At 70.9% G+C, this 21,243-nt stretch carries 14 protein-coding genes; 4 read left to right on the top strand and 10 right to left on the bottom strand.

From position 1 onward, the window contains the following. Window positions 1-55 precede the first annotated feature (55 nt). Window positions 56-3,118, top strand: a complete 3,063-nt coding sequence (locus HN013_RS02830; RefSeq protein WP_171162558.1) for a pPIWI_RE module domain-containing protein — start codon at window positions 56-58, stop codon at window positions 3,116-3,118. Between the two features lie 53 nt (window positions 3,119-3,171). Then, window positions 3,172-5,139: a DUF262 domain-containing protein gene (locus HN013_RS02835; RefSeq protein ID WP_249374675.1), complete on the top strand. Its 1,968-nt coding sequence runs from the start codon at window positions 3,172-3,174 to the stop codon at window positions 5,137-5,139. Between the two features lie 343 nt (window positions 5,140-5,482). On the opposite strand, the gene HN013_RS02840 is transcribed toward HN013_RS02835, so the two are convergent. The 9 genes from HN013_RS02840 to wrbA form a co-directional block, all read right to left on the bottom strand. Continuing rightward, complete coding sequence (locus HN013_RS02840) at window positions 5,483-6,811, bottom strand: class I SAM-dependent RNA methyltransferase (RefSeq protein ID WP_171162560.1); 1,329 nt, start codon at window positions 6,809-6,811, stop codon at window positions 5,483-5,485. 85 nt (window positions 6,812-6,896) lie between these two features. Next, window positions 6,897-8,951, bottom strand: a complete 2,055-nt coding sequence (locus HN013_RS02845) for an APC family permease (protein WP_171162562.1) — start codon at window positions 8,949-8,951, stop codon at window positions 6,897-6,899. A 122-nt stretch (window positions 8,952-9,073) separates the two neighbouring features. After that, complete coding sequence (locus tag HN013_RS02850) at window positions 9,074-10,186, bottom strand: cytochrome P450 (RefSeq protein WP_312018478.1); 1,113 nt, start codon at window positions 10,184-10,186, stop codon at window positions 9,074-9,076. Beyond that, entirely contained in the window at window positions 10,183-11,847 is a 1,665-nt protein-coding gene (locus tag HN013_RS02855; RefSeq protein WP_398978125.1) for a cytochrome P450, read from the bottom strand. The genes HN013_RS02850 and HN013_RS02855 overlap by 4 nt, the downstream gene beginning before the upstream one ends. A gap of 722 nt (window positions 11,848-12,569) precedes the next feature. Then, entirely contained in the window at window positions 12,570-13,172 is a 603-nt protein-coding gene (locus HN013_RS02860; protein ID WP_171162566.1) for an ATP/GTP-binding protein, read from the bottom strand. Next, window positions 13,150-13,512 carry a DUF742 domain-containing protein gene (locus tag HN013_RS02865; protein WP_171162568.1) on the bottom strand — a complete coding sequence of 121 codons (363 nt, stop codon included), beginning with the start codon at window positions 13,510-13,512 and terminating at the stop codon, window positions 13,150-13,152. The genes HN013_RS02860 and HN013_RS02865 overlap by 23 nt, the downstream gene beginning before the upstream one ends. Next, on the bottom strand, window positions 13,509-13,934 hold the full coding sequence (locus tag HN013_RS02870; RefSeq protein ID WP_212763910.1) for a roadblock/LC7 domain-containing protein: 426 nt from the start codon (window positions 13,932-13,934) through the stop codon (window positions 13,509-13,511). The genes HN013_RS02865 and HN013_RS02870 overlap by 4 nt, the downstream gene beginning before the upstream one ends. Window positions 13,935-13,942: 8 nt before the next feature. Continuing rightward, window positions 13,943-15,604: an ATP-binding protein gene (locus HN013_RS02875; RefSeq protein ID WP_249374676.1), complete on the bottom strand. Its 1,662-nt coding sequence runs from the start codon at window positions 15,602-15,604 to the stop codon at window positions 13,943-13,945. A gap of 278 nt (window positions 15,605-15,882) precedes the next feature. Next, window positions 15,883-16,500 carry an NAD(P)H:quinone oxidoreductase gene (gene wrbA / locus HN013_RS02880; RefSeq protein ID WP_171162573.1) on the bottom strand — a complete coding sequence of 206 codons (618 nt, stop codon included), beginning with the start codon at window positions 16,498-16,500 and terminating at the stop codon, window positions 15,883-15,885. 252 nt (window positions 16,501-16,752) lie between these two features. Between wrbA and HN013_RS02885 the strand changes: the two genes are divergently transcribed. Next, the gene (locus HN013_RS02885; protein WP_171162575.1) at window positions 16,753-17,919 is read left to right on the top strand and encodes a transaldolase family protein; all 1,167 of its coding nucleotides are present in this window, start codon (window positions 16,753-16,755) and stop codon (window positions 17,917-17,919) included. A gap of 139 nt (window positions 17,920-18,058) precedes the next feature. Further along, a complete protein-coding gene (locus tag HN013_RS33560; RefSeq protein WP_312018479.1) occupies window positions 18,059-20,023 on the top strand; it encodes a helix-turn-helix domain-containing protein in 1,965 nt (654 codons plus the stop codon). Here HN013_RS33560 and HN013_RS02895 read toward each other — a convergent pair. Continuing rightward, the gene (locus HN013_RS02895; protein ID WP_249374677.1) at window positions 20,011-21,237 is read right to left on the bottom strand and encodes a transposase; all 1,227 of its coding nucleotides are present in this window, start codon (window positions 21,235-21,237) and stop codon (window positions 20,011-20,013) included. The genes HN013_RS33560 and HN013_RS02895 overlap by 13 nt on opposite strands. Window positions 21,238-21,243 lie beyond the last annotated feature (6 nt).

Raw genomic sequence — 21,243 nt, forward strand, 5'->3', positions numbered from 1 at the left:
CTGTTGAACAGGCGGCGCCCACCCGATCACATACGACATCGCAGGGAGAACCGACATGTACAAGAGCATCCGCCGATCCGCGTACCACCTGGCCGAGGACAGCACCCCCTGGACCGAGGACTTTCAGGCACTCTCCTTCCCCGAGCACTGGCACGCCGGTCTCCTCGAACTGCACAACCACGGGCGAGACGAGGAGAAGCAGCAGCTGACCCTGCCCACCCGCCGGCTCGACGGCGTTCTCCAGACCCTCGCCCCCGACGTGATCGTCCGCCCCCGGCCCCGGACCCCCGTCGATTCGGGGCCGCAGACCGCCGAGGACTTCTGGATGTACGTCCCCGCCTCGGCGCCCGACCCTCTCCCGAACCGCTCGTTGCAGCAACTCCTCGACTCCTGGCTGCGCACTCTCGGCCCCAAGGACGCCGCACAGGATCCCGGGTTCCGCGCGCTGCTGCTCGCGAGCAGCGCCGACCTGAAGCGGAACCTGCCCGCGTGGCAGCCGGTCACCGGCGTCGAACTGCTCACCACCCCGACCACCCCCGGCGGTACTGCCGCCCCCGAACCACGGCAGTTCCAGCTCGCCACCGACGCACTGGCACGCCGCATCCTGACTCTCGACGCCTACCCCTTCGACGGCGGGGAGCTGCGCTTCCGTGCCCTGCCCCGCGGGCCGCGTGACCAGGGAGCCGAACTCATGTCGCAACCCCTGTGCCGGACCGTCAAGCGCAAGGAGTGGTGGTTCTCCGTCGTCCTGAACATCTCCCTGCACACCACGCCGTTCGCCCCCAGGCCACGCCTCCACCTGCACTGGGGCGTACGCCGATGGGCCACCCACCCCCGGGCGACCACCAAACGCCTTGATCTGCCCTACCGGGAGGCCACTACCGTCCATCTACGGCCCACTATCCCCTGGCTGCCCGGAGCGCCACTCACCGAACGCTACGCACTCGCCCGCCTTCGCCGCGACCGGGCGGCCGACACCTTCGTCTGGTCGGAGAACGACGCGGCCGGCATCCTGCGCGGACTCAGCCTCGCCGGTAACTTCCCCGACCCCGAACAACTCCTCACCGAGCCGGTCTCCTGGATCGGCGAGGGCCGCGGCGTCCGCGCAGCCGTGGTCCACAGCACCAGGATGGGGAAGCACGAGATCGGCACCGGCTTCATGCCCAACCAGCGAGCTCAGCTGACCGAATGGGCCGAGCAGGCCCTCCCCGAAGCGGTGGTCCGGGTGCCCGACCTGACCCGCGGGCGCGGCAAGGGCATCGGAGCACCGGGGAACCGGCGGCCCAAGCCGAGGACCGACGAGGCCAAGAAGACCGAGCTGCTGTGCGAGACCCAGGCGCGGCGCGTGGCACTCGCGGCGCAGTCCCGGATCGCCGGCCACGACCCGGAACAGGACGGCCCGCCGGTGGTGGAGGCCCGGCTGCTGTGGCAGTCACCCGAGGTTCGAAAGGAAGCGGTGGCGCAGTTCGCCGAGGCCCTGGGACTGGACGGCGATGGCGGCGCCTCCGCCGGCAAGGTCACGGGCCGGGACTTCGACGATGCCAGGCCCGGATCACCGGTCGTCCTCGAATGGCGGTCGGCGGAACTCACCCTCCGGCTGCGCTGCCTGCCCCTCGCCCACGGACTCGGTGACCGGCTCGTGCCCGACCCGGCCGTCAAGGGAAAGGGCGCGGCCATCGCGGCCGCCGTCAGCGAACGCCGTCGTGCCCTGCGCTCATGGCTCCGCGCGGACGGTGCGGACCCCTCTCGCCCCGGACTCGCCCTGGTGGAGGTCGCCCACCGCAGCACCTTCCGCCCGGCGTCGACGGACCCCAAGTTCGCCGTCCGTCTGGGGTGCGCCGACGCCGGGCTGCTGACCCAGTTCGTCGTGACCCCGTCCACCGACCGGCAGATCAACAACGTGGACAGCCTCGACCACCGCACCCACAGCTCCTGGCTCGACGGCCTGCGCCAGCTCGGCGTACGCGTCCTGCCTCAGCACACCCTCGGCGACGACCTCCCCGACGCGCTGCAGTACGCGGCGGTGTGGATGGTGAAGCGCCGCAAGGACGGTCCGACCCGGCTGCCCAAGCACCTTCCCGTGGCCGTCCTGGTCACCCCGCTGCCGGAGGGGAAGGGCCTCGCGGCCGTACGCGGCTGGGACGACAGCGCAGGGACGTGGGTGCCCTATCCGCGTTTCCTCCTCGGCCTGGTGAAGCAGGCCGAGATCGCCCCTGAAGCATTCGCGGAACCCGAGACTACGGACGATGGCCCCTGTTCCGGGACTCCCCGAGTCACCAGCAAGCAGTGGCGCACTAACCTCAGCCAGCAGCGCATGGAGACCGCGGCATTCCTCCAACGCGTACTGCATTCTCTCCGCGGGCAGCCCACCGCGCTGATCACCCACGCGCAGAACAGCAGGTTGCACTGGCCGTGGCTGCAGGATGGCCGGACCGAACAGGACCTGATCAAGACCGGTCACGCCCCGGCAGGCCGACTCGACGACGAACTCCGCCTCGTGCGCGTCCGTGGGCGCGGCGGGCGTGAGACCGCCCAGTGGTGGGGCCTGGCCGAACCCGCCAAGCCGCATGGACAGCCGGCCGGCTTCTGGACGCAGACACTCCAGAAACAGGACGGGGCGCCCCCACTCGAGCGGGTCTTCTACAGCACCACCGAACGCCCCGGAACCCATGCGGTCTCGCCGGCCCTCGACCGCCTAGCCACCCGGGTCAACGCGGCAGGCAACCTCACCTCACAGGCCGGCACCAGCGCCTGGAACCCGACCCTGGTGGAAATCGCGGTACTGGGCTGCCACGAGGACGACAACCCGGCGGCACCGGTACCGGGAAGACCCGACGATGCCGAGGCGCTGGCCCTTGCCGTACACCAGCTGCGGCAGGCGCCGGACTACGCCGCAGCGCTGTCCCTCCCGCTCCCTCTCCATTTGGCGGGACTGGCCCAGGCGTACGTCCTTCCGATGCTGGCCGAGCACGTTGGGAACTCCAGCGAGGAAACGGAAGAGTCTGCTGCGGAGCAGAGTGGGAACGGCCTGGACCCGGACCTGACCGACGAGGCCGGACTGACCACCGAGCCCGACGTGGACGATGACGATGCGGCGGAGCCGCGCAGCGCTTCGTGAGCCGGGTCGTCAATTGATCGCCGGCGGAGTCTTCGAGTTCTTGCTGGCACCGGATGCCGGATCCGCGAGCAACTGGCGGCACGACCATCGTCTCTTCCCCACCAGCTGCCCCCTACCTCGATCATCGGCAACGCGCCACCGGGGTACACATGTTCAGTCGTTTAGCCAACACCAACGGGGCACGTCAGGTATACCTGATGTGCCGATCAGGTTCGCGCATCAGCCAGCTGAGGGAAACAGCACAACCTCACTTTAAGCGCAAATCACCCGCACAGGACACCTACATCTTAACGAAAGTGACAACATTGAACACTGCCGGCCTCGACACTCAACCCAGTGCCGATACTTATGAACTCGAAGATCTGATCCCTCGCGCTTGGGCAGGACACGTACGCATTCCACACTTCCAGCGAGGTTTCCGCTGGGGCGCCGAAGATGTACTTCGCCTGTTCGATAGCATTGTCCGCGGATATCCCATTGGCAGTCTCCTTCTCTGGGTACGGAACTCGCCCGCCGAGCATCTCAAACTGGGCTCTCTCTCAATAGCTGCCCCTCACTCCGAGAATGCTCTCTGGGTAGTCGACGGCCAGCAACGCATCACGAGCCTCGCCAACGCCCTACACCCTGACGGGAATCGTAACAGTCCGTTCACAGTTCACTACGATCTGGCAGAACAGGAATTTATCGCTCGATCAATACACCCATCTCCCCACCAAATCCCCGCCCACACCCTCTTTGACCTCGACAAGCTGCTTGATTATTTCGACACTACCGGCAAGAGCGCCAAAGCGTATTTTCCAATCGCCCGCCAAGTCGCCAAGAGACTACGCCAGTTCAAAATCCCAGTCTACCTTGTCAAACAAGAAGACCAGGATGTCCTCACCGACATCTTCGACCGAATGAATAATTTTGGCAAAAGATTGAGTCGTGCCGAGATCTTCTCCGCCCTATTCGCCGGCGACGAGGAGGGGGCAGACGATCGACTCACCATTTCCACCATTGCTGCGCAAATCGATTCCTTGACCGGATTTGGGTCAATTGATTCCGACACCGTACTGCACGCGATACTGGCCCGCCGTGGTCCCGACCCCTCGCGCGAAATTCGCCTGGAGTTCGACGATGCCAGACGTCGAACAAAGTCAGACTTCCCAGGAGAAGATCGGGATACCGCCTTCGCAGAGGGCCAAGTGGCACTCCAACGTGCCGTCCAGTTCCTACAGCAGACTGCAGGAGTCCCGCATCTGTCGATGGTCCCCTACAAGGCCATGCTCGTCGTACTCACTCGATTCTTTGCACACTTCCCGGAACCAGGGGAACGACACCGCCAGTTGCTAAGACGTCTCTACTGGCGCGTAGTGCTCACCGGCCCTGCCGTCTTCAAAGGAAGCTTCACTTCACTTGCACGAGTACTGTGCTCGTACATCTATCCTCACAACGAACAGCGTTCCATCCGGGATTTGCTGGGCTCCCTCAAAGACGCTACTCCCTACAGCCCAAGCACACTTAAGTTTCGGACGAATGAGGCAACATCCAAGATTATTCTGTGTTCGTGGTGGGAGCTACGACCGCGCTCCCCCTTCACCGGAGAGGCCTACGATCTCCGAGATCTCGCAGAAGCGCTTATCCAGCAGACCACCGCTGCCGGAGTAGTGCACCGAATTTACCAACGCGGCATCGAACAGACGCAACAGCTCTGGGCCGCCAATAGACTGTTCGTGCCAAGCGCCACCGAGCCGGCGCACGAGTTCCCCACAAGATTCACACAGCGCCCTTTCGGCCTAGATGACGTCACCTGGAGCGCGGTTCTCCGCTCGTACTGCCTGGATGGCCAAACCGTCGCACACCTCAATAAAGGCAATCTCAAGGGGTTCTTGAATCGACGTCAAGAGCTTATCGATTCCCAGCTCGAGAGCTTCCTGTCCCGCATGGCCGAATGGGACTATGCAGACACACCGCCACTGCAAGAGCTAAATTTCGACGAAATCGACGAGTGGACCAATCTACCCGATACCTCAATGTGAAAGGTTCTACGCCGCCCCACTCCATAAAGCTGACCCGAGCGCTCTGCCGACAAAACGGATACTACTCGCATTATTGGCAGCGATACCTATCCCGAGCAAGAAGAGTCCACTCGCGTCCGGCTGTGCCCGACAGGCCGAGCACAGCATCCACCGAGAACATTTAGTGGGAGCACACCCACAGAACCGAGGAACACTGGCACACCTATTCGAGAGCGCATATCTTCGCTTCAATGCTCACAGAGCCCACAAGACGTGTTGCGCGAAAGACCTGTCTCTCGAACCACTGATAGGCGTGGGCAGAAGAGTGTCTGGACGCCATTACCACGTCTTCAGGTATAGATGATCAGACGCCCTTTGCCGCAGGCTTCAGGATCGCCACGCACTCCACATGGTGCGTCACCGGAAACAGGTCGAACGCCCGCAGCGTCGCCGGCCGGTAGCCCTCCTCGGCGAAGTACTTCAGGTCGCGGGCGAGGGCGGCCGGGTCGCAGGCGACGTAGGCGATGCGGCGGGCGCCCAGGCCTGCGAGGTGGCGGACGGTGGAGCGGCCGGCGCCGGCGCGTGGGGGGTCGAGGACGATGATGTCGGCGGTGTCGATGCCGGTGCGGGGGAGGATGTCCTCGACCTTGCCCTGTTCGATGCGGACGCGGTCGAGGTCCTGGAGGTTGTGGCGGGCGTCCTCGACGGCGCGCTTGGCGGATTCGATGCCGAGGACGGCGCCCTTGTCGCCGACGCGTTCGCCGAGGGCACCGGCGAAGAGGCCGACGCCGCAGTAGAGGTCGAGGGCCATGTCGCCCTTGCGGGGCATGAGGCCCTGCATGACGGCCTTGACGAGCATGTCGGCGGCCTGGGGGTGGACCTGCCAGAAGCCGCCCTCGCCGACGCGGTAGGTGCGGCCGTCGGCGCGTTCGCGGACGAAGGGGCGGCCGTGGACGCGGTGGATGCGGTGGTCCTTCTCGCCGACGCGGAGCACGGAGACGGGCTTGTCGAGTTCGACGATGGGGAGACGGCCGCCCGGCTTCGGGGTGAGGACGACCTGGCGGTCGGCGGAGCCGGTGGCGGCGATGGCGTCGACGGAGGCGATCTGCGGCCATTCGCGCTTCTCGATGCCGAGTTCGCCGACGCCCGGGGCCGCAATCAGGCAGCGGTCGATGGGCTGGACGTCGTGCGAGCGGTGCTTGCGGAGGCCGGCATGGCCCTCGGCGTCGATCGTGTACTGGACGCGGGTGCGCCAGGCGGGGACCTCGCCCGCCGGGACCTTGTCGCCCTCGGCCGGCATCACGGTGCCGTCCCAGCCGGCCTCCTCGGGGGTGAGGCCCGCGAGGCGCTGGAGCTGTTCGGCGATGACCTCGCCCTTGAGGCGGCGCTGGGCGCCGGGCTTGACGTGCTGCCAGTCGCAGCCGCCGCAGCGGCCGGGGCCCGAGAACGGGCAGGGGGCCGGGACGCGGTCCTTGGAGGCGTCCAGGATCTCGACGGCGTCCGCGCGCAGGAAGCGGGAGGTCTCCTCGCCCTCGGTGACGCGGGCGGTCACGCGCTCGCCGGGGAGGGTGTGACGGACGAAGAGGACGCGGCCCGACTCCGTCCGGGCGACGCAGTGGCCGCCGTGGGCCACCGGGCCGACCTCGACCTCGTACTCCTCGCCGACCAGCGACTTCGTCGGTTCCGTCTGCATGGGGGAAGAGCTCCTGAGGTGGTGGGTGGTGCGGCGGGACAACAGCCGGTCAGTCTACGTCCCGCCGCACCACCCCCGGCACCGGCTACTTCTTCGCCGCGGCCTTTTCCTTCTTCTGCGGCGGGGCGACCGGTCCGCGCCGCACCGCGCCCGGGGCGTTCCACTCGGCGCGCTTGCGGGCGCGGCGGCGGGCCACCTCGGAGGAGTCGAGCTGCCAGGGGACGGAGGTGACCATCACGCCCGGGGTGAAGAGCAGCCGGCCCTTGAGCCGCAGGGCGCTCTGGTTGTGCAGCAGGTGCTCGTACCAGTGGCCGACCACGTACTCGGGGATGTAGACGCTGACCACGTCGCGCGGGCTCTCCTTGCGGAGGCTCTTGACGTAGTCGATGACGGGCCGGGTGATCTCGCGGTAGGGCGAGTCGAGGATCTTCAGCGGGACGTCTATGCCCCGGGTGTGCCACTCCTCGCGCAGTCCCTTGGTCTCGGCCGGGTCGACGCTGATGCTCAGCGCCTCCAGGGTGTCGGAGCGCATCAGCTTGGCGTAGGCGAGGGCCCGCAGGGTCGGCTTGTGGACCTTGGAGACCAGGACGATGGAGTGCACCCGGGAGGGCCGGACCGCCTCCTCGCCCGGCATGTCCGCGAGGGCGATCTCCTCGGCGACCCGATCGTAGTGGCGGCGGATCGCGGTCATCGTCGCGTAGAAGATCACCATGCCGAGCAGGGCGACCCAGGCGCCGTGGGTGAACTTGGTCAGCAGCACGACGACCAGGACCAGTCCGGTGAGGAAGCCGCCGAAGGTGTTGATCGCCCGGGAGCGGATCATACGGCGGCGCTTGCCGGGGTCGGTCTCGGTCTGGAGGTGGCGGTTCCAGTGCCGGACCATGCCGATCTGGCTGAGCGTGAAGGAGACGAAGACGCCGACGATGTACAGCTGGATCAGCTTGGTGGAGTCGGCCCCGTAGATGTAGACGAGGACGATGGCGGCGCCGGAGAGGAGCACGATGCCGTTGGAGAAGGCGAGCCGGTCGCCGCGGGTGTGCAGCTGGCGCGGCAGGTAGCGGTCCTGGGCGAGGATCGAGCCGAGCAGCGGGAAGCCGTTATAGGCGGTGTTCGCGGCCAGGAAGAGGACGAGCGCGGTGGCGGCGGCCAGGATGATGAACAGGAACGAGCCGTGGCCGAAGACCGCCTCGGCGACCTGGGAGATCACCGGGTTCTGGGTGTAGTCGTCGCCGAGCGGCTTGCCGTCCTTGAGCAGGCCGGTCGCCGGGTCCTCCGCCATCCGCACCTTGGTGGCCATGGCCAGGCCGATGATGCCGCAGAACATGGTGACGGCGAGGCCGCCCATCAGTGCCAGCGTGCTGGCGGCGTTCTTGCTCTTGGGCTTGCGGAAGGCGGGCACGCCGTTGCTGATCGCCTCGACGCCGGTGAGCGCGGCACAGCCGGACGAGAAGGCACGCAGCAGCAGGAAGACCAGCGCGAAGCCGGCCAGACCCTGGTGCTCGGCGTTGATGGTGTAGTCGGCGGTGGGGGCCTTCATGGTGTCGCCCATGATCGCGCCGCGCACGATGCCCCAGGCGATCAGCAGGAAGACGCCGCCCACGAAGACGTAGGTCGGGATCGCGAAGAGCTTTCCGGACTCCTTGACGCCTCGCAGGTTCATCAGGGTCAGCAGCACGATCACCGCGATGGCACAGGCGGTCTTGTGCTCGACGACGAAGGGGATGGCGGAGCCGAGGTTCTCGATGCCGGAGGAGATGGAGACGGCGACCGTCAGGACGTAATCGACGAGAAGGGCGCTGGCAACGGTGAGTCCGGCCTTGGGGCCCAGGTTGGTGGTGGCGACCTCGTAGTCGCCGCCGCCGCTCGGGTAGGCGTGGACGTTCTGGCGGTACGAGGCGACCACCGTGAACATCAGCACGACGACCGCCACGGCGATCCACGGGCTGAAGTGGTAGGCCGACACACCTGCCACGGAGAGGACGAGCAGGACCTCGCCCGGCGCGTACGCCACAGAGGAAAGAGGGTCGGACGCGAAGACGGGGAGCGCGATGCGCTTGGGGAGAAGGGTTTCTCCCAGCTTGTCGCTGCGCAGCGCCCGCCCGATCAGGATCCGTTTCGGCAGGTCGGTCAGTTTGGACACGCAGAGGATCGTAAGCGTTCGGTCCCTGCCTCGCCCACCCGCCACCCACCGGAGCGGAAATCGGATTTCGGACAGTGCCGTTCCGGTGGGTGTCGGAGGAGGTCGGAAGAGATAGGAGGAGGTCAGCCGTGCAGGAGGGCCGGGAGGGAACGGTGGCCGTTGGAGATGAAGGACTCCACCGGCTCCAGACGGCCGGAGCCCTCGGCGAGGCGCAGTTCCGGGAAGCGCTCGAACAGGGCGGGAAGAGCGACGGCCGCCTCCAGCCGGGCCAGCGGGGCGCCGAGGCAGAAGTGGGCGCCGTGGCCGAAAGCGAGATGGTCCTTGGTGGCACGGGTCACGTCGAAGGCCGCCGCCTCGGCCCCGTCGCCGTACAGCTCGGGGTCGCGGCCGGCCCCGGCGTAGGCCGCGACGATGGCGTCGCCCTTGCGGAGGGTGATCCCGCCGTCGAGCTCGATGTCCTCGACGGCGTAGCGGAGCGGGAGGTTGGCGACGGGCGCCTCGACGCGGAGCGCCTCCTCGATGACGTCGTCCCAGCCGGCCCGGCCCTCGCGGACGAGCGCGAGCTGATCGGGGTGGGTGAGCAGGAGGTGGATCGCGTTGTCGAGGAGGTTGACGGTGGTCTCGTGACCGGCGCTGATCACCAACAGCATGGTGTCGACGAGCTCCTGCTCGCTGAGCCGGGTGCCGTCCTCGTCGTCGCGGGCGGAGATGAGCACGCTGGTCATGTCGTCACCGGGCGTCTCGCGCTTGACGGCGACGAGCTCGCCGAGCAGCCGGTAGATCTCGGTGTAGGTGGCCGTGACCTCGGCAGGGTCGGCGGAGGTGTGGAAGATCGAGTCGACGCAGCGGCGCAGGCCCTCGCGGGCCTCCTCGTCGTCGATGCCCATGAGCTCACAGATGACCTGGATGGGGATCGGGTACGCGAAGCCCTCGCGGAGGTCGACGGTCGCACCGGGCTCCGTGGCGGCCAGGGCGTCCAGCAGCTCCTCGGTGATCTTCTCGATGCGCGGGCGCAGCGCCGCGGTGCGGCGGGCGGTGAACGCCTTGGCGACCAGGGACCGGAGCCGCCGGTGGTCGGGGCCGTAGGCGGTGAACATGTTCTGCACGGCGACCCAGGTGTAGAGCGGCCACTCCGGGGAGACCTCGCCATTGATCCAGGTGGGCCAGTGCTGCCGCGGGTCCTTGGAGACGCGCGGGTCGGTGAGCAGGCGCTTGAGCAGGGCCTGGGAGCTCACTGCCCACGCCACCACGCCCCCAGGGAGCTCCACGGGGACCGCCGGTCCGTGGGCCCGGATACGGGCGGCCTCGCCGTGGATGTCCCGGCCGGAGGGGTCGATCGTGACGGGGCGGGAGGGGCGTTCCATCGGCTGGCTCCAGGGGTGTCGGAGGCGGAGGAGGTGGAGGGGTCGGAGGCGGAGGTGTCGAAAGTGGGTGTGCCGAAGGTGGGGGCGGAGGGGACGTCTGGGGCGTAGGTACCGGAAGCCATTCCGGCGGGCCGGTGCCCCGGCTGCCGGCCCGGGCGGTCCGGGCGGTCCGGGCGGTCCGGGCGGTCCGGGCGGTCCGGGCGGTCGGCGCGATGCCCGGTCAGGCCGGGGCGATGCCCGGCGGGGTCGGGTGCGGGCACGGGCTGCGGCGGGAAGCGGACGGGCAGGGCGGTCAACGCCCGGTGGAAGGGGCCCGGCCGCCAGACCAGCTCCTCGGCGGGGACCGCCAGCTCCAGGTCGGGGAGCCGGTCGAGGAGCCGTTCGACGGCGGCGGAGGCGATGAGCCGGGCCGGGTCCTTGGCCGGGCAGTGGTGCGGTCCCGCGCTCCAGGCGAGGTGGGCCCGGTTGCCGGTGCGCTGTCCCGAGTGGCGCTCGGGGCGCAGGGCCGGGTCGGTGTTGGCGGCGGCGAAGCTGACGACGACCGGGTCGCCCGCGCGCAGCCGCACCCCCGCGAACTCCAGGTCCGCCGTGGGGTAGTGGACGCCGTAGTTGGCCATCGGCGGGTCGAGCCAGAGGACCTCGTCCAGGGCGTCGTCGACGGGCATGCTGCCGCCGGCGAGGTCGCCCGCGAAGCGGTCGTCGCAGAGCAGCAGCCGCAGGGCGCCCGCGATGAGATTCTGCTGGGGCTCGGTGCCGGCTCCCATCAGCACCACGAGTTGGTGGATCATCTCCTCGTCGGACAGCTGGGCCGGGTGGGCCATCAGCCACGAGGTCATGTCGGCGCCGGGCTGCCGTCGTTTGAGGGCGATGAGTTCGGTGAGGGTGGCGGTGATGAGGGTGTTGGCCCGTTCGGCGTCGACGCCGTCGAAGATCCCGGACATGCCCTCGACGAGCCGGTCGCCGAGCGCGGGCGGACAGCCGAAGAGCTGGTTGAAGACGAGCAGCGGCAGCACCTTGGCGTACGAGCCGAGCAGGTCGGCCTCGCCCAGGGTCGTGAACCGGTCGATGAGCACATCGGCGCTGCGCTCGACGTAGCCGCGCAGGGCGTTGGGGTCGATGCGCTCCAGGCTGTCGGTGACCGCCCCGCGGAGCCGCCGGTGGGCTTCCCCGTCGGTGAAGAGGCAGTTGGGCCGGTAGGCCATCATCGGCACGACCGGATTGTCCGGCGCGACGCGTCCGTCGGCCAGGGCGCGCCAGCGGCGGGCGTCCTTGGCGAACGCGTCGGGGCTGCGCAGCACTTCCAGAGCGGCACGGTAGTCGGTGACGAGGTGCGCCCGGACGCCCGGCGCGAGTTCGACGGGGGCGACCGGGCCGAACCGGCGCAGCCGCTGGTAGACGGCGTGCGGGTCGGCGGCGAAGTCCGGTCCGTGGAGCGGGGTCACGCGGTGGTCCGGGCGCATGCCGTTGCCCGGGGGCAGGTTGATACCCAGGGGCGGGTTGCCGCTCGGGGGTGGGGTGTTGCTCGGGGACATGCTGTGGTCCGAAGGCATGTCGTGGTCCCGGGGGACGCCGTGATCCGGGCGCACGCCGCTGCCCGGGGGCGGGTTATTGCCCGGGGGCAGGGTGTTGCCCGGGGGCAGAGTGTTACTCGGGGACATGCTGCGGTCCGAAGGCATGTCGTGGTCCCGGGGCACGCGGTGATCCGGGCGCACGCCGCTGCCCGGGAGCAGGTTGTTGCCCGGGGTCATGCCGTGGTCACGGGGCACGCGGTGGTCCGCCGGAATGGCGTGCTCCGGTGGTGTGGCGTGCCCCGACGACATGGCGTGGCCAGGGTGCGGGGCGTGACCAGGAGGCGCGCTGTGGCGAGGGGTGTCACTGTGCTGAGACGTGCCCGCGTGCTGAGAGGTGCCCCCGTTCTGGGAGGCGGCATGGCGCTGCGGAGCCTCACCACCCTGCGACACACCACCCCACTGCACAGCCTCACCCCGCTGAGGGGCGACGCCACGCTGAGAGGCAACGTCAAGCTGAGAGGCGACGTCACGCTGCGATGCACCACTGCGCTCAGGTACGACACCCTGCTGCGGGGCACCACCGTGCTCCGGTACAACACCCGGCTGCGGCAACCCACCACGCGCAGCCGCAACACCGTCCTGCCACGCACCACCACCATGCTCAGGTACAAAACCGTGCCCCGGCGCACCGCCACGGTGTGCGGGGCAGCCGGGCGGCGGGCCGCCGGGGGCCTGGGGGTGGCTCACACGGGCTCCTGGGCGGTACGGGCGTGCAGGTGGTCCACGAGGGTGATCAGGGCGCGGGTCGCGGAGATCCGGTCGCGGGCGTCGCAAGTGACCAGCGGGGTCTCGGGGAGGAGGTCGAGGGCCTCGCGGATCTCCTCCTCCGGGAACGCGGGCGCGTCGTCGAAGTGGTTGACGGCCACGGCGTACGGCAGGCCGTGTTCCTCCAGCAGCCCCATGACGTCGAAGGACTGGTCCAGCCGCCGGGTGTCGGCGAGGACGAGCGCCCCGAGGGCGCCGTGGGTCATGTCCAGCCACAGGCGGGTGAAGCGCTGCTGGCCTGGGGCGCCGAAGAGGTAGAGGACGAGGCTGTCGCTGAGGGTGATCCGGCCGAAGTCCATGGCGACGGTGGTCGTGGTCTTGCCGTCGAGCCCGGCCAGGTCGTCCACGTGCGCGCCGGCCTGGGTCATCGTCTCCTCGGTGCGCAGCGGCCGGATCTCCGACAGGGAGCCGACGAAGGTCGTCTTGCCCACACCGAAGTGGCCGACGACGAGGAGCTTGGCCGCGGTGCGCACGGTCCGTGGCAGATAGACGCCGCTGTCAGAGGCGAGCGCGGAGTCCATCGAGCACCTCCTGCAGGATCTGGGCCTCGGGCAGTTGTGCCGAGGGGATGGGGGCCCTGGTGCTGAGGTGGCCGCTGTCCACGAGGTCGCTCAGCAGCACCTTGGTGACGCTGACGGGCAGCGCCAGGTAGCCGGCGATCTCGGCGACGGACAGGGCGCCGCCGAGGCAGAGCTCCATGAGCTTGCGTTTTTCCGGGCCGAGCCCGTCGAGCGGCCGGTCGCCGTGCGCCATGACCAGGGTGACCAGGTCGAAGGTGTTGCGGGTGGGATGGGACCGGCCGTCCGTGACGACGTACGGCCGTACGAGCCCCTTCTCGCGCCGCGGCACGGCCGGGGTCATGCCGGGCTGCCCGGGCCCTGCCAGCCGGCGTCGTGCCGCGGGGGTGTGACCAGTTCCTTGCCGAGCCGGTCGACCGTCTTCTGCATGCGGTAGCTGACGGCTTCCATGTCGACGTTCTCGGTGGTGGAGACGGCGAGGTAGGCACCGGGGCCGGCGGCGATGAGGAAGACGTAGCCGTGGGCGAACTCCACGAGCGTCTGCCGCCAGGGCGTGTCGTGGCGCGTGGGGTGGGTGCAGAAGTCGGCGGTCGAGCGGCTGATCGACTGGAGGCCGGAGAGCGCGGCCGCCTGGCGTTCGGCCTCGTCGCGGGCGATGCCCGCGGAGTGGGCGCGCAGCATGCCGTCGGCCGAGAGCAGGATCGCGTGGCGGGCCTCGGGGATCTTCACGACCTCGTCCAGCATCCAGGCCAGATCGTTGTTCATATGGTCGTTCACGCGTGCGGGTTCCCTTCGTCTTCTGCGGGTGCGGGGGGTCGGCCGGGGGCGGGAGACCGGCCGGGGAAAGCCTGGGAGCCGGGGGCCGAGGGGGCGCCCTCGGCGTACCGGCCGGCGCGCCCGGAGCGTCCGTAGCGCGTACCGCGGGCAAACGCGCCCATGCGCCGGGCGGTCTCCTCGGCCGTGCGCTCGGGGGGCGCCTGGGACGCCGCTGCGGGTGGCAGGGGTACGGAGGCCGCCGGGGGCGCGGCGGGACGGCGCCGACGGCGCTTGGGCAGACCACCCGCCGTCGTGCCGACCACGGGGCTTCCGGCGGACTGCGGCGGCTCCCCGGCAGGAGGAACGGCGGGTGGAACGGCAGATGGAGCGGTGGGCGGCACCGCGGAAGGCACGGACGCGGCCGGCCCCTGAGCCACCGGACCGGAAGACCCTGAGGACCCGACCGGACCGGCCGACCCGACCGGAGCAGGATGCCCCGCCGGCCTCTCGTCCCCCCTGTCTTCCCTGGCCCGCCTGGCCACCCTGCCCGGACCGCCCTGTCCGCCCTGCCCACCCGGCCCGTCCGCTCCGCCCGCACTCCGCCCAGGACGCCCGGACGCATCCCCCCGCCCGTCACCGCGCCCCGGGACGACCAGCGGCGTGGTCCCCGGCCCGTCGAGGTCCAGGTGGGTCAGCAGCGCGGCGGGCAGGAAGACCACCGCCCGCACGCCGCCGTAGGGCGAGCGGGTGTCGACCGAGACGCCGAAGCCGTAGCGGGCGGCGAGCGCGCCCACGACGGGGAAGCCGAACTGCGGGGGGTCGCCCAGCCGGGAGACGTCCACGCCGCGGCGGCCGGAGAGCAGGGCGACGGCCCGTTCGATCTCCTGGCCGTCCATCCCCACCCCGGCGTCGTCGATGACGATGCAGGCACCGTTGTGCACCGGCTGGAGGCTGACCTCGACGGTGGTGTTGGGCTGCGAGTGCCGGGCCGCGTTGTCGAGGAGTTCCGCGACGGCGAGCACCACGGGCTCCACGGCCCGGCTGACCACGGCGAGCTCCCCCTCGCCGTGCACCCGGACCCGGCGGTAGTCGCGGATGCGGGAGGTGGCGCCGCGGACGACGTCGGTCAGCGGGGAGGCGACGCGCTGCCGTCCGGGCCACGAGCCGCAGAGGACGCCGATGGCCTGGGCGCGCCGCCCGAACTGGGCGTTGGTGTGGTCGATCTCCAGCAGGTCGCGCAGCACGTCGGGGCTGTCGTGCCGCTCCTGCATGCCGGAGATGGCCTGCTGCTGCTCGTGCGCCAGTCCCTGGAGGGCGCGCATCGACGCCCGGAGCGCGGCCTTGGCGGACTGGTCGGCGCGCTCCTGGGCCTTGTCGACCGACTGGGCGAAGAGTTCCATCACGGCCTGGAGGCTGTGGGCGAACGCGGTGCCGGTGAGCCGCTCGTCCAGGAGGCCGGGCAGCGGCGCGGACTTGTTCACCGAGTCCGTGACGGCCGGCAGCCGCACATCGACCAGGCGCGCGGCCTCCTCGTCACGCTCCCGGACGTTCTCCTCCAGTGCGGCGGCGCGGGCCCGCAGCGCGGTGGTGATCCGCCGCTGACGGACCAGCAGGACCGCCACGGCGACCAGTGCCACCACCAGGCACCAGATCCCCGCCTCCGGTATGTGATGCGACATCAATTCCTCTTGGACGCCGAGGTACGCGGGCGGCAGGACAGGTCAACGGCGTCCTGACGTCCCGTCCAAAAGCGGAATACGTGGATCATCCAACCACACCCGTGACCCTGCGTCCGCTCTCCTTCTCGAATTGCGAACATACAAACGCCTCCCGGCCGCCCATGACGGGGCGAACGAGAGGCGATAGGAGTATTTCCGGCCATGATCCCGCGAGATCCGGCGGGATCCGGCCGATGTTCATCGATGGACGGACGGCGGCCCGTCCGCGCCGGAGACCGTCAGGCGGTGGCGAGCCCGGTCCGGAGGGCCGTGGCGATCTCCACCACCCGGGTGGCCTGGAAGGCGACGGCGGAGAGGTTGTCCGCGTGCACCTGGCCGGGGACGCCGTCGGTGACGCTGCTCGCCCCGTACGGGTTGCCGTTGGCCTTCTCGAACTGGACCGGGTCGGCGAAGCCGGGCGGGACGATGATGGCACCCCAGTGGTAGAAGGTGTTGTTGAGGGCCAGGATGGTGGACTCCTGCCCGCCGTGGACGTTGTTCGTCGAAGTGAAGGACGAGACGACCTTGTTGATCAGCTTTCCCCGGAACCAGAGACCACCGGTCGTGTCCAGGAACTGCTTCAGCTGGGCGGCCGGCAGGCCGAACCGGGTCGGGGTGCCGAACAGGACGGCGTCCGCCCACTCCAGGTCCTCCAGCGTCGCGACGGGGACGTCGCGGGTGGCGGCGGCGTGCGCGGCCCACGCCTCGTTGCCGTCGATCGCGCTCTGCGGCGCGAGCTCGGCGGCCCGGCGCAGCCGCACCTCGGCGCCCGCCTTCTCCGCCGCGGCCGCGGCGGCCTCGGCCATCCTGTGCACGTTTCCGGTGGACGAGTAGTAGATGACGGCGACATTGGTCATGGCCGCACGGGCTCCTTCACTGGTCGGCTGGGGAAGAATCGGTGCCGCACCATCCTGGGCCGCCGCCGGACGCCCGGCCACGACAGACCGCGCAGTACGTCAACTCTCCGGCGCATCACCCGCATTCGGCTGTCCGGGGCCCTTGGGTCCGTATGTGACGAAGTAGTGGCGGACCGTTCGACCGCGGGGCGTTCCCGCCCTAAAGTGCCAGCGAGTGTGGGGAGTTCCGACCTGGAGGAGGGGCCGCGTTCCATGGGAGAGCACGTGATCGGTTCGACCGCGAGCCCCCTGCACGCCCTGGCCGCCGAGGGCGTCTCCCCCTGGCTCGACGGCTTCTCCCGCTCACAGCTCACTCCCGAGCGGTGTCCCGCCCCGATGGCCGCCGGGCTGCGCGGCGCCGCCTCCGATCCGGACGTCCTCGCCGCGGATGTCGCGGCGGACGACGGCTGCCGGGAACAGCTGCGTCACCTCGCGCGCCGCTCGGTCGACCCGGACACCGCCGTCCTGGCCCTGTGCGCCTACGACCTGCGCTCCGCGTGTGACGCCCTGCGCCCGGTCTTCGACGCCTGCCGGGGCCTGGAGGGGTACGCCTCGATGGACCTGGACGCCCGCCTGGTCCACGACCCCGGCGCGACGGTCGCCGCCGCAGAGGAGCTGCACCGCGCCGCGTGCCGCCGCAATGCCCTGGTCAAGATCCCGGCGACCGCCGCGGGCCTGGAGGCGGCCCGCACCTGCCTGAGCCGGGGCATCGGCGTCCATCTCACGGAGATCTTCTCCGTGCGGCGCTACGGCGAGGCCCTCGACGCCTGCTTCGACGGCCTGGAACAGGCGCGCGCGGCGGGCCTGGACCTCTGCCGGACGCCGGTCTGCACCTCGTTCGCCATCGGCCGGCTGGAGGACGCGGTCGACGCGCGCCTCGCCGCCCTGGCCACGGCGGAGGCCGACGCCCTGCGGGGCGCGGTGGCGCAGGCCGTGGCCCGGCTCGCCTACCGGTGCTACGAGGAGCGGCTGGGCAGCGTCCGGTGGCGGACGCTGGCCGGTGCGGGGGCGCGGCCGCCCCGGCTCCTGTGGCACGTCGGCGGCCCCGGGGCCGGCACCGCCCGGGTGCTCCGCCGGGTGGAGTCCCTGGTCGCCTGGGGCACCGGCGTCGCCGTGTCCGCGGCCGGCCTGGAGGCGGCCACCCGGGAGTGCCGGCTGACGGGCGACACCCTCACGGACGAGCACGGTCCGGCCCGCACCGCGGTGGCCCGTGTGGAGCGGCTCGGGATCTCCCTCGACAGGACGGCGGACGAGCAGGAGGCCCGGCGCCTGGCGGAGCTGGCCGCCGCGTGGGAGGCGCTGAGGACGTCCGTCACCGAGCAGCTCCGGGCCCCCGGCGGCCCCGCCCCCTCCCGGAATGATCCCGGGACGCCCTCTTGACCCTTGCATCACTTGTGTGCTTCGCATACCTTGGCGCATTGGCCCAGTAGGTGACACAACGGGGGGTTGGGGCTTACCGGTCCACCTGCGGCCGAGCGTGCCGTGCCGTACGAGCGCGGTCAGTACCAGGGAGGGGCACGTGTCGCGAGACACAGCGGGCGACGCGATGTTCGCCGTACTGGAACTACTGGACGGCGGCGCGCCGCCGGACCGGTACGAGGCGCTCCTGGCGGACGCGCGACGGGCGGGCGCCGACGCCGGGCGGCTGGCCGCGCTGGAACGGGCCGTCCGCCTGGGCCTGTCCGTCCGGTCCCGGATCGAGGCCGAGCAGCAGCAGGCCGCGGACCTCACCGCCCTTCTCGACACCTCGTTCGACATGGCGGCCCACCGGAACCTGGGCACCCTGATGAAGGCCGTCGTCCGGCGGGCACGCCTGCTGCTGTCGGCGGACATGGCCTGGATGGCCCTCCACGACGAGAGCCAGGACGGCCCTGTCGTCCGCGCCTCCGAGGGCCACATCACCGACCGGAACATGGGCCTGCGCGTCGCCCCCGGCACCGGCCTCGGCTCCGCCACCATCCGGCAGGACAACCCGTCGCCCTTCTGGACCCCCGACTACCTCGCGGACGAGCGCATCGACCACAGCCCCGCGATCGACGACGTGGTGCGGGTCGAGCGGCTGCGCGCCATCCTCGCCGTGCCGATGGTGCACGGCACCCGCCCGGTGGGCGCCCTGTACATCGGGGACCGCCAGGTGCGGCACTACACGCCCGCCGAGGTCACACTGTTCGGCTCGCTCGCGAGCCTGGCCACCGTCGCCATCGAGCAGGTCCGGCTGACGGAGCGGAACGCCTCCCTCATCGCCGAACTCGAACACCGCACCACCACCGTCGAGGCGGGACTGCGGGGCGCCCGGGGGCTCAGCGACACACACCACCGGCTGATCGAACTGGTCCTGGACGACGGCGACCTGTCCGCCCTCGCCGCGGAGGTCCGCCGCGAACTGGACGCCGACGTCCGGATCTTCGCGGCCGACGGCACCCTGCTGACGACGGCCGGCGACCCGCCCGAGTGCGGGGCGGACCAGGTGCTGATCTCCGGTCTGAGGACGCACGCCGCCCGCGAGCCCGTCGAGGTGGCCCGCGGGTTCTGGGCCGTGCCGATCGCCGCGGGCACCGGCCATCTGGGCATGCTCATGCTGCGCCGCGAACGCCGGTGGACGGCGGCGGAGGAACGGCTGATCCGGCTGGTCGCCCAGGCCGTGTCCGTCCAGCTGCTCGTGGAGAGCAGCCGGACCGCCATCACCGAGGGCCAGGTCCGCGAGGACTTTCTCGGCCATCTGCTGCTCGGCCCGCAGCGCCCGCCGCGGCAGCTGGAGCTGAGCGCCCGCCGGCTGGGGATCGACCTCGCGAAGGACCATGTGGTCGTCGTCGCCCGGCCCGAGGGCGAGGTGCGCGGCAGACCCGCCGTCTGGGCGTCGTCGTACGCCTACCGGCAGAAGGGGCTCAAGGCCATGCACCACGGCTGCGCCGTGCTGCTGCTGCCGGGCACGGACCCGGGGGCCGCGGCGCGCGCGGTCTCCGCCGAGCTGGCCCCGCTGCTGGAGCACCCGGTGACGGTGGGGGCGGCGGGGCCGGTCGCCGACCCGGCGTCGGTCCCGCGCGCCTTCCAGGAGGCGCTGCGCTGTCTGGAGGCGATGACCTCGCTGGGCGCCACCGGACGCGCCGGCTCCCTGCGCGACCTGGGCTTCCTCGGGGTGCTGCTGTCGGACCACCACGACGTCGAGGGGTTCGTCCACTCGGCCCTCGGCCCCGTGCTCGACTACGACGAGCAGCGGTTCACGGACCTCACCCGCACCCTGGAGACGTACTTCGAGGCGGGCGGCAGCCCGACCAACGCGGCCAAGAAGCTCCACGTCCACCCCAACACCGTCGCCCGCCGGCTCGAACGCATCGGCGAGCTGCTGGGCCCGGGGTGGCAGGAGCCCGCGCGGGCCCTGGAGGTGCAGCTTGCGCTGCGCGTCTTCCGCGTCCGGGACACCCTGGGCCGCCCGGCGGCGCCCCCGGCGCCGGACGCCGCCCCGGACGGGCCTCAGGACACCTGACCCAGGCACGCGCCGCCCGCCTCGTCGGCCTCCGCGGCGCCCGCCGCGTCCCGGCGCCGCAGCGCGGCGACCGCGTGCGCGGCCGAGGCGAGGGTGACGTGCCGGTGCCAGCCGTCGAAGGCGCGCCCGGCGAAGTCCCGGACGCCCACCTCGTCGGAGATGTCGTGGAAGTCCCGGTCCACCCGCTCCAGCAGCCGGGTCAGCCGCACCAGCACGGCCGGCGGCACGTTCAGCAGGTCGGTGAGCCAGAGTTCCTCGGGCCACCGCCCGGCCCTGTCGCCCAGCCCGAGCAGCAGCATCTCCCGGCGGCGGACGGGCCCGCCGACCGCCTGCCGCCGCGCCGGCAGGCCGACCCGCACGGCCGCGGTGAGGGTGGTGCGCACCCCTCCGTGGGCCCCGTGGTCACGCCGGAGAACGGGACGCCGGAGGTCCCGGGCGGCGCCCATGATGTGCTGGGCGGACAGGGTGCCGCCGCGCCCCGGCAGGGTGGGCTCGGACAGCGTCAGCCGCAGGCTGCAGCCGACCCGGGCGAGCACGGGGACGCCGGCCGCCCGCAGCCGGGGAAGCGCCGCCAGGGTGTCCGCCTCCCGGGCGTCCAGCACCACCGGCCGCACCGGCAGGCCCCAGCCCTTCGTCATGCCGGTGTACGCCTCGACCGCGCACTCCCCCAGGGTCTCCTCGGTCACCGAGTCCGGTATCGCCGCCTGGCGCCTGCGCACCGGGTCGTCCAGCCAGGTGCCGGACAGATGGAGCCGCCAGCTCACCGGGACGCTGAGCTCGGGCGAGGCCGCCCACACCCCCACGGCCTGCTGGGAGTTGAGCACCTGGCCGGCGACCGCGCTGAAGCGGCGCTCCACGCCGACGGAGTTGTCGCCCGCCTTGGGGATCGTCATGGGGCGCACCACCCACGCCTGCGGGGGCGCGGCCCGCACCACGTAGTCCGCCAGGGCCCGGCGCACCGGCGCCCAGTCCCAGGTGGAGCTGGAGATGAAGTGGTGCAGGCTCTGCTCGGCGGCGGGGCCCTCGGTCAGCGCCGCGATGTTGCGGATGGACTTGCGCCCCCTCACCCCCAGCAGTCCGCGCAGGTACGCCTCGCCCCGGCGGCGCTGGTCGTTGCGGGGCAGAGAGGCGAAGAGGGGCGCGCAGAGGTCGGTGAACACCGGGTCGCGCGCTTCGGACCCGGCCGGCAGCGGCAGACGTCCGGACCTCGGCATGTGCAC

Source organism: Streptomyces sp. I05A-00742, from assembly GCF_013055795.1.
In the GTDB taxonomy this organism is placed as follows: Bacteria; Actinomycetota; Actinomycetes; order Streptomycetales; family Streptomycetaceae; genus Streptomyces.